The organism is Richelia intracellularis HH01 (assembly GCF_000350105.1).
Lineage (GTDB): Bacteria > Cyanobacteriota > Cyanobacteriia > Cyanobacteriales > Nostocaceae > Richelia > Richelia intracellularis.
The window spans coordinates 25,360-44,126 of the sequence record NZ_CAIY01000052.1 but is presented as its reverse complement, the minus strand read 5'-3'; the positions used below and the strand labels follow the sequence as shown (position 1 = coordinate 44,126).

10 protein-coding genes and 1 other RNA gene are annotated in these 18,767 nt (G+C 31.9%); 5 read left to right on the top strand and 6 right to left on the bottom strand.

The genetic code is table 11. The features are described 5' to 3' along the window. Positions 1–2,554: 2,554 nt before the first annotated feature. Positions 2,555–3,559, top strand: a complete 1,005-nt coding sequence (locus tag RINTHH_RS06535; protein ID WP_008234462.1) for a succinate dehydrogenase/fumarate reductase iron-sulfur subunit — start codon at positions 2,555–2,557, stop codon at positions 3,557–3,559. Positions 3,560–4,584: 1,025 nt separating this feature from the next. Here the strand turns inward: RINTHH_RS06535 and RINTHH_RS10160 are convergent. The 3 genes from RINTHH_RS10160 to RINTHH_RS06525 all read right to left on the bottom strand — a co-directional run bounded on the left by RINTHH_RS10160 (position 4,585) and on the right by RINTHH_RS06525 (position 6,124). After that, entirely contained in the window at positions 4,585–4,878 is a 294-nt protein-coding gene (locus tag RINTHH_RS10160) for a hypothetical protein (RefSeq protein ID WP_155943932.1), read from the bottom strand. Between the two features lie 119 nt (positions 4,879–4,997). After that, positions 4,998–5,276 carry a hypothetical protein gene (locus RINTHH_RS10155; RefSeq protein WP_155943931.1) on the bottom strand — a complete coding sequence of 93 codons (279 nt, stop codon included), beginning with the start codon at positions 5,274–5,276 and terminating at the stop codon, positions 4,998–5,000. 212 nt (positions 5,277–5,488) lie between these two features. Further along, on the bottom strand, positions 5,489–6,124 hold the full coding sequence (locus RINTHH_RS06525; protein WP_008234458.1) for a DUF938 domain-containing protein: 636 nt from the start codon (positions 6,122–6,124) through the stop codon (positions 5,489–5,491). 1,743 nt (positions 6,125–7,867) lie between these two features. On the opposite strand from RINTHH_RS06525, the gene RINTHH_RS06520 reads away from it, so the two are divergent. After that, a complete protein-coding gene (locus RINTHH_RS06520; protein ID WP_008234456.1) occupies positions 7,868–8,635 on the top strand; it encodes a hypothetical protein in 768 nt (255 codons plus the stop codon). Positions 8,636–8,745: 110 nt separating this feature from the next. After that, positions 8,746–9,096 carry a hypothetical protein gene (locus RINTHH_RS06515; RefSeq protein WP_008234454.1) on the top strand — a complete coding sequence of 117 codons (351 nt, stop codon included), beginning with the start codon at positions 8,746–8,748 and terminating at the stop codon, positions 9,094–9,096. Positions 9,097–9,361: 265 nt separating this feature from the next. Here RINTHH_RS06515 and ssrS read toward each other — a convergent pair. After that, positions 9,362–9,551, bottom strand: a non-coding RNA gene (gene ssrS / locus RINTHH_RS10460) — 6S RNA. A 53-nt stretch (positions 9,552–9,604) separates the two neighbouring features. Then, positions 9,605–10,756 (bottom strand): 5-(carboxyamino)imidazole ribonucleotide synthase, encoded by a 1,152-nt coding sequence (locus tag RINTHH_RS06510; protein ID WP_008234452.1) that lies wholly within the window; start codon positions 10,754–10,756, stop codon positions 9,605–9,607. A 1,744-nt stretch (positions 10,757–12,500) separates the two neighbouring features. On the opposite strand from RINTHH_RS06510, the gene RINTHH_RS06500 reads away from it, so the two are divergent. Continuing rightward, on the top strand, positions 12,501–13,775 hold the full coding sequence (locus RINTHH_RS06500) for a valine--pyruvate transaminase (protein WP_044304798.1): 1,275 nt from the start codon (positions 12,501–12,503) through the stop codon (positions 13,773–13,775). 2,609 nt (positions 13,776–16,384) lie between these two features. Here RINTHH_RS06500 and RINTHH_RS06495 read toward each other — a convergent pair. After that, positions 16,385–16,759, bottom strand: coding sequence for a c-type cytochrome (locus RINTHH_RS06495; protein WP_008234446.1), 375 nt, complete (start codon positions 16,757–16,759; stop codon positions 16,385–16,387). Between the two features lie 1,348 nt (positions 16,760–18,107). Between RINTHH_RS06495 and petG the strand changes: the two genes are divergently transcribed. After that, entirely contained in the window at positions 18,108–18,221 is a 114-nt protein-coding gene (gene petG, locus RINTHH_RS06490; protein ID WP_008227483.1) for a cytochrome b6-f complex subunit V, read from the top strand. The last annotated feature ends 546 nt before the right edge of the window (positions 18,222–18,767 follow it).

Below are 18,767 nucleotides of genomic sequence, written 5' to 3'. Positions count from 1 at the left end.
TCAACTTATTTAGCAAATCTATATAAATGGAAATGTACATTTTATTGTCGGCAGGACCATTTTTCTAGTAATATGCACTTTAGATCCAATTGTGTAGTGACTCTTAGTGTGGAATTAAATTATACAACTTAAATTTAGTAGACCGAATCATTTTTGGAGAATCAATATCCTGAAGTTAAGAATATAAATAGCATTTTGCAGTTATGCTAAAGATTATGATTAGCAGGAAATATAGTTATTCTTTAATTAGAAACCAGTTGTAGGGTAGATTCTTTCCTTATTTTTACTAGGTTGCTTATCCTTGGGATTTTAGACTAAGAAAGTACAAAATACCACAATAGTAAGTAGGAAGAGCTCAATATCTTTTAGGATAAAAGTAGAATAAACAAAGGTTTTAAAATAATTTTGATTGTGATTTTTAGTTCCTGCTCAAGAATATGGTAGTTAATTATATGTTAATCATTAAGTTTGGATTTTTAGCTAGGGAATTTCCATCATAGTTATGGAAATATTATAGATGTATAAAATACTGCCAGGAATATACTTATATAGCATACAAATCCTTCGTAATTTAAGTTTGTAATGTTCTTTACCAAGCAAGTTATTACACTCTCGCAACATAATTGTGATAATTTTAATGGCTAAATAATTAATTGTATGAAATCACTTTATCCATACAAATTGTTATTGGATCAGAAGTTTTGCTATCCTTATATTATGAGCAGACTTTAAATATTGAAATAATAATACTGATATGAAAATTTGCGAATACTTATACAGGTAGGAAATGTACCACCAGTATATTTTTAGCCCCTTATTTTTAGGGGTCCCACTTTTATCATTCCTGAAATTATGCTTCATCCAAATTAGATTTACTCAGAAATAAATATTTATTGCCATGAATTTATAGTTTACTTACGCATAATTTATTGTCAGTATTATGTCCCGAAAGAATGTAGTAAACTTATAATTATATCAATACTATTTACTCCCCATTTTAGTTGAAAATCAAGAACATGTATCACTCTTGATCCTATATCAAATAGCTTTTATCCTAGGTGAAAGAAAAATTTCTCGAGCAGTTATCCCATATTTTTCAGATAGGTTCTCTTTGATTAGTCTTTATATCTATATATCAAATATTTTTAGATTATGACATTAAAGTAGGATTAGTAGACTTACAAGGAACTATGACTAGTTTTTCTGAAAATTTACCCTGGACATAATTAATCGTTGATTTCCTCTCTAAGAGTTAGGTATATTTTGCCCTAATCAATGAAATGTATATTCTTATTAACGAGTAATCCTAATTATAGGATATTTTGACCATATTTTGATGATAAGAACTGTGGGTATGGCATGATGATAAAAACTTCGTAGTTGCTGGCTTTTCGTACAAAGATAATACTATCCATTAGTTCGAGTATGTTATCTCCTGTTCAAATTAGATGCTTTAGTTTCACCTAACTGATGAGATATCCCATTTGTCTATACCACTCCCATGAATGTATTTGATCTTTGGTTATATATCTTTAATATTCACTTTTTAGAATATTTGTTTTTAACATAGTTATTTGCTTATGTAAAATACATAAATTTTTGCTCAAGAATGACAACATGATGTTTACTTATTGTTGAGTATTAAAGTTTAGTATAATAAGTGGGAAATAGCCTGACTCAGTTTAATACTTGTATTATATAGTGATTAATTATTTTTCACATACATAATGTATGCGATTTCCTCAATAGTTACTTTTATTTACTGAATATAAACATAATAGAGTAATAAAGATGTAGGATAATTAAGATAAGAGAGAAAGTTAGTTACCTAGAGAAGTAAGTTAAACATGTAATAATCACCGACCTTAAGGATAATTAATATTGTGAATAGACTAATTAATATTAATTTAAAATCCCTGGAAGCTATAATAGAGATTTATCATAAACAAGATGATAAATCTCTATTATAGCTTCCAGGGATCACATAGCATTTAACTTAGTATGAATTTCGTTCTAATTAGATTATACTCATATACATTGAGCTAAATAAATATATTATATGTGAATTTAAAATATTATTTGTTTGGGGCTGTAGCATTAATATAAAGCAAGTCAAACAATCATATAATAATGTATTGAGGATTATTATGAGTTTGAAAAAACTATAACTTAGATACTAAGTACTTTATTCAGAAATCTTAGTATCTAGAATACTAAAATTTGAATTTTTCCTTTAGAAAATGAACAAATGCTTGTAAGTATTTGTTAGGAGGTGAAGGAAAAGAAGTATGTTAACCTATGAAAATAGGAATAATTTCAGATAGGTATAGTTGGTTAGGACAATTTCAATAGAAATAGGTTAATATGGTAACACAAGTGCACTTTGTAGTGACTTTGATTAACTTTGAAAGTTAAGATTGCCATCATGAATTACTGCTATGCAGTTTTAATTTGATAGCACCACAAGGTAGACTTAAAGGAGCAAGTGGGGTTGGAGAAATTTAACTAAAACCCCGAATAACTTTTCAGAAACCCTAAGATTTCGGCTACTAGAATGCAGATTATTTTCAAGGTTCTTCGGCAGCAACAAAACTCGGCACCAAATTCGAAGGAGTATCTACTAGATACACAACCGAGTAGCACTATCCTGGATTGTCTAAATCACATTAAATGGAATATAGATGGGACCTTAGCATTTCGTAAAAACTGCCGTAATACTATTTGTGGTAGTTGTGCAATGAAAATTAATGGGCGCTCAACCTTAGCATGTAAAGAGAATGTTGGTAGTGAACTTGCCAAACTAGGCCATAACTTTAGCACAAAAAATGTAGAGGATAAAATCCCTGAGATAACTATAGCCCCGTTGGGAAACTTGCCTGTGATCAAGGATTTAGTAGTAGATATGAGAAGTTTCTGGGACAATCTAGAGAAAATAGTCCCTTATGTAAATACTACTAGTGAGAATTTACCCGACCGCGAATTTTTACAGACACCACAAGAAAGATCAAAGTTAGACCAGGTGTCTAATTGTATTATGTGTGGTGCTTGCTATTCAGAATGCAATGCTGTAGAAGTAAATCCGGATTTTGCTGGTCCCCATGCTTTAGCAAAGGGTTACCGTAACTTCGCTGACCCCCGTGACGACGAGCATCAAAAGCGTTTAGAGGAATACAATACCGGTACTAAAGGAATTTGGGGTTGTACACGTTGTCATTATTGCAATTCTATTTGCCCCATGGGAGTTGCTCCTATGGATCAAATTACAAAAATCAAGCGGGAGATTCTTGCAGCAAAAACCAAAAACGAGAGTCGTCCTATTCGTCACCGTAGAGTATTGACAGAGCTAGTTAAGACAGGGGGATGGATTGATGAACGACAATTTGGTTTGCAGCTTACAAGCAATTATTTTCGGGATATCCGGGGTTTGCTAAGTATAGCTCCCCTAGGACTAAGAATGATTGCTAAAGGGAAATTTCCATTTTCTTTTGAACCATCTGAGGGTGTTGAACAGGTGCGTGCATTGATGAATGCAGCGCAAGAGCAAAAAGACCAAGACTAATCTTAGTCCTGGCTAGATCACTCTCAATAAAAGAAAGGTCCAGAAGTAAAGAACAAAAATGTGTTGTGGTGGTGCATTATTGTGTGAAAGTTTCATTGAAAACTAGAACTCATGGATAATTAGTATTTTCTGCTGCATTATTTCACCTTATGATTTTTGCTCCTAGGGTTAATTTTTAAACCAAGACTTTTCAAAAAAGTTTTTTGGTTGTACGTTCACCTCGTAGCAATGAACTAAGACGATTTTCTAAGAGATAATTATCCCTTAGAATTCTTTTCTTATAAAATCTATTATTCAGGCATAGTTACAATATATTAAGCAGTTCAGTATAAGAATTTCCACTCATACATTTTTCAGTATATTCGAACTATTTTATGGTTTAGTATACAAGCAGTTAAAAATGTATGAGTGGAAATCGTTGGGATTCTATCAAACCAAATATTTATAACTTTTAACTCTCTATTATCATTATGATGATACAATCATCTCTTCCAATGCTATTTTCAACTTGGCTGTTATATCACTTACTGCTTCTTTAGTAGCCCAGTGATGATTACCCCCAGAGTTGTGCTGATAATTTAACCAGAATTTGTTAACAGAAATTAGTTTGCCTATATATAATTACCTGGGAGTTTCGCTAACCCAAAGGTGGGCAACACAGAGCTTTTATCCGTGCAATTATATCAAATATGATCAAACTGATATCCGCAAATCTTTTAATAGAGGGTTTTTGTTGAATAGAATTAGAATTCACTGCTACCAAGCTCTCTACTAAGCGCATATGCCATATTCTAATTGCATACTCATGGGCAATCCAATCAGCAATTATCTTGGTTTAGTGGTGATTGAATTACAGTAGTATCTTAGCAATAAATATGACTCCATCCAACCTTTTCTATACAAAGACAGCGATCAATAATATTTTCTTGGGGTTGGGTGTTGAAATATTGTTCACACACCTTTAAGACTTCATTAAGCAAGTATTACAAACGATATACTAATACTTCTGCCCTATTCTCTCCTGGTTACGCATCAGGAAAATGGCAATTGTAGTGGTTATGGTACAAACCTTCCATGTGGGAAATTAAATATTTACCCAACCTCGGTAAACGTTGGTAAAAAATATTGTTGTGCTTCTCACTAGGATATTTGCCAATTTTCTGTATTGGCAAACCATAATCTACTTCCATTTGACTTAATAACAAGTCTAGTTTTAAACATGGAGGAGTTGCATAGTGATACTGAATTTCTACAGGAATTATCAGGACTTCCTCACTACAGTTATGCTTTTGTAAATTCTCCAAATACCATACACTCAATTGAGCAGTAACTGGTTCTAAAAGACTAACGACTCGCGAATAGCTTTGCGGTATAGCCTACCTCTATGAATTGGAATACTCCCTAACCATGAGAAAAGCCAACCTAACCATTTACCAGCCTAGATGGTCATACCCTGATCGTAAATAAAATGTGTATAGAATAGATATTTTAAGAAAATACCAAGTTTATGGTCAGCTTTCGGTAAACTGCGAGTAAACAGATACAGAATACTTAAGGGATCGTCTACCTCTGAATAGCGAAAGGCAAATATAAGGCGAATTTTTCCTTGCGGAAATTGCTCGTAAAGTGTTACCAATATTTTTTTATTAGTTACTTCAACTTTTGCTATTCTTGTAGGTAACCAAGTTCTCAAGCAGATGCGGAGCACAATCGGCAATACCAAAATAGCTAATCTTTAGTGCAAAGGTTAGATATTTTGGGGTATGAATGATAATTGCGTCTGTGCACGGTACTCTGGGGGAGTAACTATGCCGCGATTACGAAAGTAGAACTATTTTTAGATTTTAGATTATTATTCCTATAAAAATAATTTTTCAACGTGGGTATTACCCGCCTTATATTTGCAAAGAAGGTATAAGAAATTTGAGTTCACTGGTGTTGAAAGACTAAAGACAAATTATTTGCTGGCATATTATAAATACCGAGCAAGTTGAAGTTTTCCTTACTTGCCACAGCAATTACATCTTCTAAATTACGTACTCCCCACTCAGGATTTTGAGCACGCAATGATATGTCAAAAGCCTCATTACTTGATGTTGTGTGTTTTTGTCCTTGTTTGTAAGGTCCGTACAAATAAAGAATACCGCCAGTAGGAAGAATAAGATTAGCACCTCCTATAAGTCCCAAACAAGCAATCCATGGAGCAATATGTATCATATTAATATTAACGATCGCATTAATTGGAGGAACTAGTTTGAGAAATCTATCTGATTTTACTGCCCACTCCGTGGAACTAACATCAATATCTAAGGGGAAATAAAGATTGTCTGTGGGAGAATTTTTAATCCAGGCCACCACACTTTCCCGTGAACTTACATCTGGTTCTGATGTTTGCCAAATCCTAGGTCTCAAACGTGGAGCAAAGAAAACGGCATGCTCTCCTGTACCGCTAGATATTTCTAGAATAGTACCCTGGGATGGGAGAACTTGTTCCAATATTTCCAGGATGGGTTCACGATTACGTTGGACAGCAGGAGCATATTTACGATTATCTGGTAGTCTCATAGGGTAAATGGGAAAGCAGTAGAAAGTCTTAAGGGTAAGGAAATGAGGAATAGTGATAGTACTTTTTTAGTCCCCAATAATTTAAAGTATAAAATCCAAAATGGGGGTTTAGATAACACTAGTACTTTCTTTCTTAAGATTACATCTGTAAAAATTTAGATTTTCTAGATAATAGAGCAACTAATAAGCAAGTTAATATAATTACCACAATAAACATATAAATTTCAGATATGTAAGCATATATATATTAAAAATTATCAAAAATACTATTAGGAAATACAACTAAAAAGGTAGAAATAGACATCAATAGGAATAAACACAAAAGAAGGAACCAATAAAAACAGAAAAGAGTAAGATGAATAAGAAATATATGAAAACCAAAAATTAGGGTTACTTGAATTAATCCACTTGTATATCAAGAAAGAAAAACTTGGTTGAGTTTTTTATAATCCAATAAAAATATAATACTAAATTAGTATAAACTACAATATGATAAGTATCGCAGCTATTAAAAATAGCTACTATTTTATGAAAACTTTTCTCATAAAATAGTAGCATTTTTAATATTATAGCTAGCCAATAGTTAAAGTCATAAAACTATTGGCTAGCTATAAGTAAAGAAATACGTAGACAGCAGCCACCTAATGATATTAGTTATCTCAAATAATTGATCAAACTGAACCAAGCTGATATAAGTGAAAATCACATACTTTGGTTAGTATCAGGGATAAAATAATGATTGTGTATCTTTGTTAACAGAGATTTAGCTTTATCTGATGAGTCTAAAAACTGCCTTCATGGCAAGTTCAAATCCAGAAAAATCAATCTATAAGTATATTATTTCCAGCAACATTAGTAATTATAATAGTTATTAACTTAAAGCTTAACGGAAATTAAATTTGTTTGTATATTACTACTTCAAATATATATTGATACTTCAATAAATGGGTTAAAATACCCAACCAAAACAATCAAAATATTGAGATACAAGTTATCAGATTATTAGAAGATTTATAAGTTTTAAATATCTATTACAATATTTTCATACTGTTGATTAGTATTGTAGATAGGCATAAGAATTTGGACTATAAGTCAAATTGTATATCTTTTCCTTATGGTAGTGAAGCTAGAGTAAATTAGGTTAAATCGTTCTTGCCTTAATAGAATAATTTCAGAAATAGTTATATTTCCAATACCATCCAAACACAATTTGATAATAACTGAACTGGAAGGAATACTAGACCTGGAATTCACGTAAATACAAGCCAGTTGTAATTCTCGTTAAATGAATTTGTTTTAAGATATTGCCAAGTTTTAAAATATTGCCACTTTACTGAAGAAAGATTGTATAAATTTTTTGAGGTTATTAATCAAACTAGTTCATGATCACCCTCTCATTGTAGTAACATTCACAGGTGAAAGGCAAAAAGAGAGATTAGCAATCGCCAGTTTTAGACTTCAATAACCCACTAACAGAATCAAACTTGCTAGAACTTCTTGAATTTTAGACTTGGTCCTTATATGTAAATAACACCAGAAATTTAGGATCATAATCACACAATCAGTATGAAAGAATCACATAAAAACCCAGGATACAAATTACATATTCCCATTGCAGTCATTTGTCTAGCTTCAAGGGAAAAGGGAAAATTGATTCATAGTAGTTAAAGTCTTTTGATTATATCTGAAAAAATATTTCCTGAGTAGAGCAATTAGTATCCCTGAATTAATGAGCAGAAAAAAATGCCAATGCCGTTGAAAACTTTATTTTGCAATACCTTATTAGGTTGTCTTAGTTTAATATCACCAGCAATTGCCCATGAACATCCATATTCACTGGGTCAAGAGCTCCCAGAAATTCCATATGAACTACCTACTCCTACGAAAATAGAGTATTCACCCAAAATTCCCCTAAGATCTCCAAAAAAACTATTAAAAACAACAAAAGTAGAGGATACACCGAAATTTCCTGTAAATCCACAAGAAATTAAAGTTACTAAAGCTGAATTTGGTGTATTTCGTCAGGATAAATATGGCAAAATCAAATTTATTCCCACAAAGAAAGTACCCCTACAAGAAGGACTAGTCTACGGATGGCAATTACAAATCAAAAACTATGAAGGTTCCTTGGTATGGAAAGAGATATTTAAGTTACCACGATTGCCATTAACTTGGGTAAACCAAAATGGGTATAATTTTTCCTTATCGCATGATGGTACTGCTGCAATCACAGAGAAGATAGCTGAAGTCAAAAAAGGTGTGGTTAATAACTCTTGGACTGTTACTCTCGGAGATCCGCCAGGTAAGCATTTGATTGAAGTGTATATTGCCAGTCACCACGTCGCTTCTTTTGAGTTTGAGGTTGTTAAGCCCAATCGCAAGATAAATACCAGGGGAAGAAATAAGGTGATAAAACATTTTTTTAAAAATAAACAAACATCTGCAGTTGATAAACAAACATCTGCGGTGATTTGCAATAAATTACCATATTCAATTAATTGTCCACAATAAGAAACCAAATTAGATTGTAGATTTTAGATTGGTTACTAGGTAATAAACGTAGTTAATTGCTTAGTAATCAGTCTACTTCATTCTTTCCTTATCAGCTATTCTCTAGTTTTATGAATTACGAAACAGCCCGCAAATTTCTTATTGCTCAAACGAAACCCACAGAAAAAAATCCTGATGGCTTATTAATGTATATGCAGAGGGGTAAACCCCCGATTCCAGGTCAAATTACATCTATTTTATTGGCTTTAAAATCCGTATATGGAGAATTGCAAGATGCTCCTACCCTTGATAAAGAATTAGTTTGTGCCCTATACACTTTAAGTATTAAAACACAACAGTTATTTACAGCCGGTCAAAAAGCAGGTGTAGAATGGCCTCCATTATTTAAGGAGGATCTATTAAGGATAATGATCGCAGTAGAAAATATTTTCTTTGGCAAGCGCCAGACCTCACAATCCTAGAACCATGGGTTGGATTATTTTGTGTCAGAATATCAACACTTGTTGTAAATCCAACCTAATTTTAAAAATAAATGTGATAGATAGTTTTTCTAAATTAAAAATGTAATTTACTGTGATTTTAATGTGTCACTGAATCTTTGAAGTTCAATCCAGGTCATGAACTATTTGAGGCCATAATAAACTTTGGCAGCATTAAATATGGCAGTTATTTTCTCATTTCTATTGATCCTTATTTGCGAATTAGGGATCCCTATAATTAATTGTCAAGTTTACCACAACGCCGTTTTACCTAAGTTTCTGACCTGGTTAAACCAGGTGGGCACCAATTATTTTCGTTTGAAGTTTCCGGGTACAATGCCACGGTCTACTGCCACGAAATATTACTGTATGGTTCCCTTATTCTTAAAGACATAGATCAAAAAACTTGATGGCAGTCACCAACGTCACAGTATAACCCCCTTATTATAACTCTTAAAAATGATCTTGTGTACATCAATATTAAATGGATTTAGGATATATACCAAATTTCTTCTATTTGATTGGCGATTGCCATTGCCTTGCTACGATCAGTTCTACTTAATAAAGTTGTTGCATGAGCCATTTTTCTGCCTGGGTAAAATTGATTTTTTCCATACCAATGAAGATGAGTTTGAGTAAGTTGTTCGATTTGTCGAAGTTTCTCAAGATATCGATTTTGGGATTGCTCATAACCTAGAAGATTAACCATAACAGCACATGAGCAAATTAATTTGGTGCTACCCAAAGGTAAACCACAAATGGCTCTTAAATGTTGTTCAAACTGGGAAGTTTTACAAGCATCCAAGGAAAAATGTCCGGAATTATGAGTACGGGGAGCTATTTCATTAATCAGAATTTTATTACTTTGGGTAAGAAATAATTCAATTGCTAAAATACCAACATATCCTAAACTTTTTAATAGTTTAATGGCGATTTGATTAATTTCTTTTAATACCGATTCATCTATTTCTGCTGGCGTTAATACCTGCCGGCAAACCTGTTGTTTCTGTTGAGTTTCTACTACTGGATAAGTAACAATATCACCATTAACAGCACGAGCTGCTATAATTGCCAATTCCTTGGTGAAATAGACAAATTCTTCTACTAAAAACTCATTGGGTTGAAACTGGAGAGAGGCTAGCTTCAACTTAAATTCTTCAATACTATTAATAATAAAAGTCCCTTGTCCATCATATCCGTGACGACGGGCCTTAATTACTAATGGAAAACCAAACTTCTCTTCAATATATTTAATTTGTGAGGAATTGATTTCTGCGTCTAGGGGAAAGAACTGAGGAGTAGGTAAACTTTGTGATTGAAAATAAGAAAGTTGATGATACTTATCTAATAGGCGTTTCAGTATGATGAGGTTGGGATGAAAACAAACCCCTTGTTGTTCCAGCAGAAATAATTGTTCCAAGTCAACAAACTCATTTTCAAAAGTAATAATATCACATTCTTTTGCTAATCTTTTTGTAGCATTTATATCATCAATAGTGGCAAAGATAGTACTACTAGCAGTTTTTACAGCAGGGTCAGCAGGATTAGGTGTCTGTACTATTAAATCTACACCCAACTTCTTTGCAGCTTTACCCATCATCCAAGCCAGTTGTCCACCACCGATTACACCAACTCGTTTCATTGATACCCCAAGTGATTTTAGATTTTAAGTTTTCTAGTTTTCAGTTTTATATTTTGCCTATATGGGAAAAATTCTGGATAGAGGTTTTCTATGTTAAATTCAACTTCAGTTTTGATTAACGAGGGCTGGTGTCTTAACCATTTACCTCTGATTTTAGTCAGTGAGGTTAACCAACATAATGTATAATACTTGTATTTATATACACATGCCCTAGATATATACATAGTATATCCTTGAGGATAACCTGTATTAGATTTCTAATTGGGATTAATTCCTTTTATATCAGTCTAATTTTTGCGCTTTCAATATGTCTTAGCTTTACTTTTTAGGAAAATAATAAATTGGGGGCTTATGGTCTTCTCCATAGGTTAGTGTTTGTTATATTTACATCAAAAAAGGCCACAATAGGTTTATCCTTGCCATTAACCAAAATATTCGCTTCGAAAGTAAAAACCCATGGTGGAGGGTGTGGTTTATAATAATTTAATTGGGAAGTGTTAAGGTTAGGAATAAATGGGTGCTAATACTCATGGTAAACCATAAGCACCTAAATTTAGGGGAACACAAAGTTAGACTAAAAACAAGTCACTTATAGAATTTAACTTTATCCTTGAGCTATATCCGAAGATATATAATACTGCCAAGAAAAACTCAATCTAACCATTTTCTCAAAATAGTTATTTTTTCATGGGGCCAGTAATTTCAGGCACTTAATTGTCCAATGAAAAGCACACACTGTAATTTCCATATCCCGTTATAGCAATGTCACTAGTGACATAGGTATGTTGTTTACTGCAGAAACCTTAAATGCGATCATATCTTTGATAGTATTCGAATTGCACTGGATTTTCTAATTGCTGCATTAATTTCCATATAATTTATGATTTGTATTAGTTTTCTCGTAAATCTCCTTTCTCCATAAAACTTAACTATTTGACGCCCGAATTATCATATAATGTTGCAAACAAAGTATTTTTATAGCTTTTTCATCATTCACGTAGACTATAACAATTTTTTAAAGGTATTTTCAGATTCCTATCTCATCGATTTTAGAATTTGTGTTGAGAAAACTCATGTTATATCAGTTGTATGATTAATGGTTATTATAACAGCAAAACAAAAAGTACCCCTGTAATCTTGATTTCTATCTGTATTACTTATAAAAAAGAGAATACTCTTATGATAATTAAGGGAAATTATAGAGATCTTAAAACTCAACTGAAAACTGATTTTGAATATGCTAACATAGCAGCTACTAAGAAGATAACCCCTTAACCCATAGGGTTTAAATTGGATAGGGGCTATAGTTTGTCAATAGTTAAATGGCTTTAATTCATGCAACCAGTTGATTTTTCCTATAATAAAAACCTACCTCCTCATTTTCAGTGATGTGAACTATCATGAATAATAATTAGTGTGTATTGTGGATACATAGGTCTATATAGACTTCATTTCATTTTTAAGTAAACTCATGTATATGTAAAGGATTTTTTAATAATTAAGTATGATTGCATTCATAAATTCTTTTACTAACAATCATAAAAGAAAATTGTTTGTAAGTAAACATGCAGAAAATATTACGGTTTTATGGTCAAAGTGAATTAATTTTCACATGCCCATGTAGTAATGGAAAACAATAAGCACATCTTTTTCGATTACTACATCTATTCCTCATTCATAATTCCCTGACCCGCGCTACAATAGTTACTCAAATGCTCGATGTGGTAGTTTTGTTTACTAGCTTATGAATCCTGCTCTTTCTCAAATTGGCAAGCAAATGTCAAACCTAACAGGTGTTAGGGCAATTATGAAAGATATTGTTGAAACCCTGCAAGCTGGAGCAGGTAAGCAATTTATCAACTTGAGTGCTGGCAATCCTCTGATTTTGCCAGAAGTAGAGCAATTATGGCGAGACTGTACAACAGAACTTTTAGCTAGTTCAGAGTATGGAGAAGTAGTTTGCCGCTATGGTTCTAGCCAAGGTTATGCTTATTTGATAGAGACTATCGCCAGTGATTTTAATCGTCGTTATGGGTTGGATTTAAATAATAACAATATTCTTATTACTCCTGGTAGTCAAAGTCTTTATTTCTGTGCTGCAAATGCATTTGGTGGACTCACAACAAATGGGGGAATAAAGCAGATTGTCCTACCCCTTAGCCCTGACTATACAGGTTATGGTGGTATATGCTTGTTCCAAGATGCCTTGGTTGCTTATAAACCTACCCTAGATGTAGAAGAGGAAGCCCACACATTTAAATACCGCCCTGATTTCAGTCAATTGTCGATTACAGAAAGAACAGGTTGTATAATTTTTTCCCGTCCATCTAATCCTACCGGTAATATACTGACGGACAATGAAGTTGGTAAAATTACGGCCTTAGCCTCTCCCTATAATATTCCAGTTTTAATTGACTCTGCCTATGCTCCTCCATTCCCTGCATTGAATTATACTGATATGAAACCTGTCTTTGGAGATAATGTTATTCATTGTATGAGTTTATCCAAAGTGGGATTACCAGGAGAAAGAATTGGAATCGCTATTGGCAGTAGTAGACTTATTCAAGTGCTTGAATCTTTCCAAACAAATTTGTGTATTCATTCATCTCGATACGGGCAGGCTATAGCAGCTAATGCAATTAGTTCTGGTGCATTGGCTAATATTAGTGAACAATTTATCCGTCCTTTTTATCAGAAAAAATTTACAATGTTAGAGGATTCCTTGAATTCGGCTATGCCTAAGAATTTACCTTGGTTCCTTCATCGTGGTGAAGGTGCTATTTTTGCTTGGCTTTGGTTCAAGGATTTACCAATTACGGACTACCAACTTTACCAACAACTCAAAAAAGTGGGTCTAATTGTTGTTCCTGGCAGTACTTTTTTCCCTGGTCTCCGGGAAGAATGGCAACATAAACAGCAATGTTTGCGTATTAGTCTTACAGGTAGCAATGAGGAAATTGCTAAAGGTATGAAATTATTGGCAGCAGTTGTTCAAACAGTTTATCAACTCAGTTCATAATTAGGTCATTAATTAGCAGGTATTTAATATTTCTGAGACCATCAACAATTAAATCTCGGGCATCTGACCTAAACTTTACTAATATAATAAAACCCATGGTACATGAACCAAGCTTATCTTAGTTCTTTATGAAGACCCCTTCCCTAGTATTCTCTCTATTAGAATAAATTTGCAGGATATCATGCATTTTTGTATGCTTTCTCTCAGCAAGTTTTTTTTATTATCCCCCAAGAAAGTATGGGGATAAAAACTTTGGAAATATTTACAAAGTAATTATATGGTTTAATCTAAAACAATATTTATTGGAAGTAACAACTTGTATGGAGACTATATCTAAATTAAGTTAGAAATTAAACTAATAACATAGCATAATTTATAATTAATTTGATTATAAGTGCTCGTTATTTTGATTTATACAAAATGCTATTATGCTTCTTATGAATAGGATTCAGGTCGTTTCAGAAGTTGTAACATCATTGATCAAAACTAGTCAAGATAGTTTTGATCTTATTCATACATATTAAGGTGATGTTTTTATTCTCAAAGTTGTTTCTGCATAAATCTACGTCATCGTTTTAGTTCTTGTAAATTTTAAGTGCCTTTAAGGCAAACCACCATCTCTAAAACTGTACTCTAAAATATTAGAAATAGTTGGTAATAGGTAGATAGATATTGATAATAATTGAATATTCAAAAATCATACAGCATCCCATAGGAAAATTAATAGAACTTTAAAAATACATATATAAACTAAATGGAAGTAGGAGTTTGTGTAATAAAAAGGTTTCAAAATTGCTACCGACAGGTACACTGCATTAAAAGTGTGGTAATGGTTATTCAATATGTGAGTTTTGTTGAAGTGGTGAGAAAAACATTAAGGGAGTTTGATGTTAAAGAACGGATAATAGCTTATATACTCTGTAATCAGCGCTAGAAGTTTTATTCATACTGGGTTAAATTGAATGTAATTCTGGAAGTTAAAAACGTCTCAAAGGAGTTAGAAAGTCTCATCAACAAACTTGCTTGACAGGCATCTCGATATGTGAAATGACATGGATAGAAAAACTTTCATAAAATAGGTGATCAGTTCTTATTCTTATAGTTAGTCGTATTATCCAGGTAGTTTTTATATCCCAATAAACAAGAAACTTTGAATTTCTAAAAATCTTAGGTGGTAAATTATATTCTCGTTTGGTTATTATCTTGGCTCTACAAACAATCTTTGCCAAGAAATTATTACTACCCAATAATAAATAATTAATACCCGGTATTACAATTTACTTTCCCAGAAGTGTGAATACATATAATTACTATATGAGTATATTCCTAGAAACCGCTGTTACCAAAATTAATTAAGATATATGCGTTAGTAATTAATACTACATCAGTTATAGTGTTACTCAAAAATTGGTACCCCAAATCATTCTATCTGGGTGGAACTGGTGTTACTGTGACAGTTATGGTTAACAGAAAATTGGTTTCAATATTTCTCAAGTAGTGTAGATGGTAAGACAAAATACAATTGTGAGGGTATAGCCAAATGTAAATTTGCATGTACAATTGATGTGAATATCATGTACTAGGCCCTGGAGTGCTGCAATAAATTGTGGTGTGTAAAGTACAATGATTAGTAAGTATTACTAGTGCTGTTTAGTACATTACCATCCTTCCATTTCAATTGGTAATAGGGTAGGTATAGAAAGAAAACTTCTGCACTTGCTATTGCTCGGGTGTGAATAGATATAGGAGAAAATATTCAGATGATATATATATGTAAGGTCAAAATTAATATTGATGATTTAACTGTCTGTCTATATCAGGCTCATTAGGCAGACAAATGATGCTTTTGATTTTGATGCATAAAGGTAAATAAATTCTTGACACAGCAAAGTTTTGGGCTACCAATCACATTGCAAGTATTGAAGTTATAATCCTCTGTAGAGTATATATGGCAAGATATTTAGCTGATTTTCTAAGATTGTCGTTAAGAGTTATGTGCAACTTTACACCTATGCTACTGCTTTTCATAGTTTTTGTTGATTATGAATGTTAAATAAATACTTTGACATTATTATATACTCTTAGTTCAGATGGCCTGAATATAACAATTATCATAGTTTATAAAGATTTTGACCTGGATTTTAGACTAATTTAATAGTACTAGAAAATTACTAGGAGGTAATAATTGTTATATTAACTCAATCATTGATAATCATTTCTATATTAAGTTTAAAATTTCTATAAGATAGCTGTTTTAAGCTATTAATATTAGGTAATTATACAAATACAAAATTTTTGCAATATTTTGATTTAGTAGCAAGTTACTCAAGCCCAAAACACAAAAAACGAAATATCCCTTAAATTCACCGAGTAATCTAAAAAATTTTTATGTTTTGGTTTTGAGTCATAATTATTTATGAGCCAATTCATTGAAATTGACTTTCGCTAAAATTAATCGCTTACCCTCTAGATGAATACAGGAGCACTAGCATTTTAGTCAAATACCTTTTAATATAAAAGACTCATGGGAACAAATAAAAATTCAAACTAGTGCTCCACAATTTTTTTAGGGCTAGCATTTATGTTACTAAGAATAGAAGAATTCCAATCTAAAGTTTTTCTAAATAACTCAGAATATCTGCCATTTCCTGAGTGTTAGGTTTGAACTTAGGCATCGGTGGAGTTTCCCCACTAATAACTTGATGAATCAAGCCATAGTTAGATTTGTGCTTAGAAACTCCTTGCAAACTTGGCCCCACCAAACCATCTGCCTGCCACCCATGACACCCAGCACAGTTAATTTGAAAAATTGCGCTTCCTTGTTCTGGATTTCCTTTTAAGGTAAGAACCTCTTTCATATAAGGCTGTGAGTGTTCCACTATGCGAATAGTCAAAACACCTACAAGGATAGCCAACAGAATTGTCACAACAATTAAAGCGATCCGTTGAGTTAAAATTTCGGGTTTGGTGAGTTGGTTATTCAAAAGTTTCACTTATTTGAAATTGAGCGGCATAATTTTTTTATTTCATACACATAGCTTAAAATTTCTTGATTATGTCTGCAAGCATAAATTAAATATTTATCCTGACATATGAAAATATTAAGACCATTTTGTAAGTAAGTATTCCCCATCATCCGTAATTATACTCATTTACTACTGAAATAATATATTTATTCTTCATATATAAAAAAACTTCCAGAATTTATTGGGTGAGAGTCTGAGAAAATATAATAGGAGGAAAGTAGTCACTAACAAAAAACAGATACTGCCACAATTACAGCAGACAGATCCCCTTCCAAAAATATTTAAAGGAACATTAACATCCAACTATGAATCTATTAATACTAGTAATAACAATATATTTAATGATTAATATCGATATATAAGGAAGTTTATTTTTCTAGCTAATCCAGTTAATAAAACAAGGAAAATACAAAGCAATTTATAATATTTACTAACTATTATTAGAACATACATGAAATTACCATAGGTTTTATCCGTAGGGTATTGGATGAAATTACAGGAAAATGACATTATCTCAACTGAAAATGATATTAACACTGATAAACAATCATATTATTTAATTAAAATTACCAATAAACTTGTATTTGAAAATCATATTTTTTATATTTAGTTTAATATGGAGTACTCATTTACCTTAATTATATTGGGAAATATCAGTTCATTTAGGTAGCAAAAATTTCGGAGTTACAAATAATTTATCAGATCCTGCTATTAATTTGTTTAATAATTATCCTAATTTGATGCTATAAGAAAAAAATATTCATGGTACTTAATTATTTTAAAAGATCCATATTAGTATCATCTATTTGCTATTAGATAGAATGGAATACTTTTGTCACCAGTGAAGATATTAACAATTACAATAAATAATATCAACTTCTTAAATAAAATGACTTGAGATTAGCATTTTAATGCTAGTCTGATTCGAAATTCTAACTAAGTAGACTGTAATATTATATTTCATATTGCCATATAATAGAAAATCGGATTTGATAAAAAAATTTAAAGCTGCCTTTATACATCTTAATTATTTGGGCAAATCATAATAAACTCTAGATATTTGCCGCGGATTTATGCTAGAAATATACATGCTTATAAGACTTTGAAATCAATTACTCTTAACTTTCCAAATATATCTGTTCCAATTATGAATTTTGTTCATATACCTTGTAAAGCCTCATTCTTAGATATATATTTACCTGTTGAGTTATTTATTAATCTTGACCCCATCTCCTATATCTAGAGCTATCTTTGGTAAGATTATAGGTAGGAATATATGTTTAAAAAACATAACTAGGAGCTAAAAATGGTTGAACCCCTACTATGTGGTATTGTGCTTGGATTAATTCCTGTAACTCTTGGTGGATTGCTTTTTGCTGCTTACCAACAATATAAGCGTCCGACCGAATTAAAAGGCTAGTCTATTTAGGGAAGGAAAAAATAAAGTGGATAATTAAGAAAATATTATTCCCCTTTATTTCCACACCTTCCTGACTTATTTGACTATTTAACTGAAAATATAGAAGCTTTTATCAAAGCTAATAACCTCTGATGAATTTGTAAAGAAATACCATCTCAATATATAGTAAACTGCATGAAATATATCCAGGAATAATAGTTGGAATACTAACCGTACTTATAGGAAATAAGTACGTGGTATGTTTATTTATGCAAAGAGTAAAAATTGAGATTGAGCAGCTAGATATCTTTTGAAAATTACTAAAAATATGGTTTACTACTAAATATTAGTAAGTGCTAATACTGATTCTAGCTTTTGATCCGAATATACCAACACTAAGTTATAGAAGGACACTAGTATAGCTTTTTTAATTATCTTAGGTAAGAGGATTGCATAAAAAAATAAATATATAACTTATTTAATTAAAAATTAGAAGATTCCACATTTCAAAATGGCAACCAAAATTCTTGCATGCTGATATGAGAATAAGAAGGTTTGGGGGAAATA

Bases quoted from the DNA above. Each gene is read 5' to 3' on its own strand.
- RINTHH_RS06535 (WP_008234462.1), top strand. From the start codon at position 2,555: ATGCAGATTATTTTCAAGGTTCTTCGGCAGCAACAAAACTCGGCACCA.
- RINTHH_RS06500 (WP_044304798.1), top strand. From the start codon at position 12,501: ATGAATCCTGCTCTTTCTCAAATTGGCAAGCAAATGTCAAACCTAACA.
- petG (WP_008227483.1), top strand. From the start codon at position 18,108: ATGGTTGAACCCCTACTATGTGGTATTGTGCTTGGATTAATTCCTGTA.
- RINTHH_RS06515 (WP_008234454.1), top strand. From the start codon at position 8,746: ATGAATTACGAAACAGCCCGCAAATTTCTTATTGCTCAAACGAAACCC.
- RINTHH_RS06525 (WP_008234458.1), bottom strand. From the start codon at position 6,124: ATGAGACTACCAGATAATCGTAAATATGCTCCTGCTGTCCAACGTAAT.
- RINTHH_RS06520 (WP_008234456.1), top strand. From the start codon at position 7,868: ATGCCAATGCCGTTGAAAACTTTATTTTGCAATACCTTATTAGGTTGT.
- RINTHH_RS06510 (WP_008234452.1), bottom strand. From the start codon at position 10,756: ATGAAACGAGTTGGTGTAATCGGTGGTGGACAACTGGCTTGGATGATG.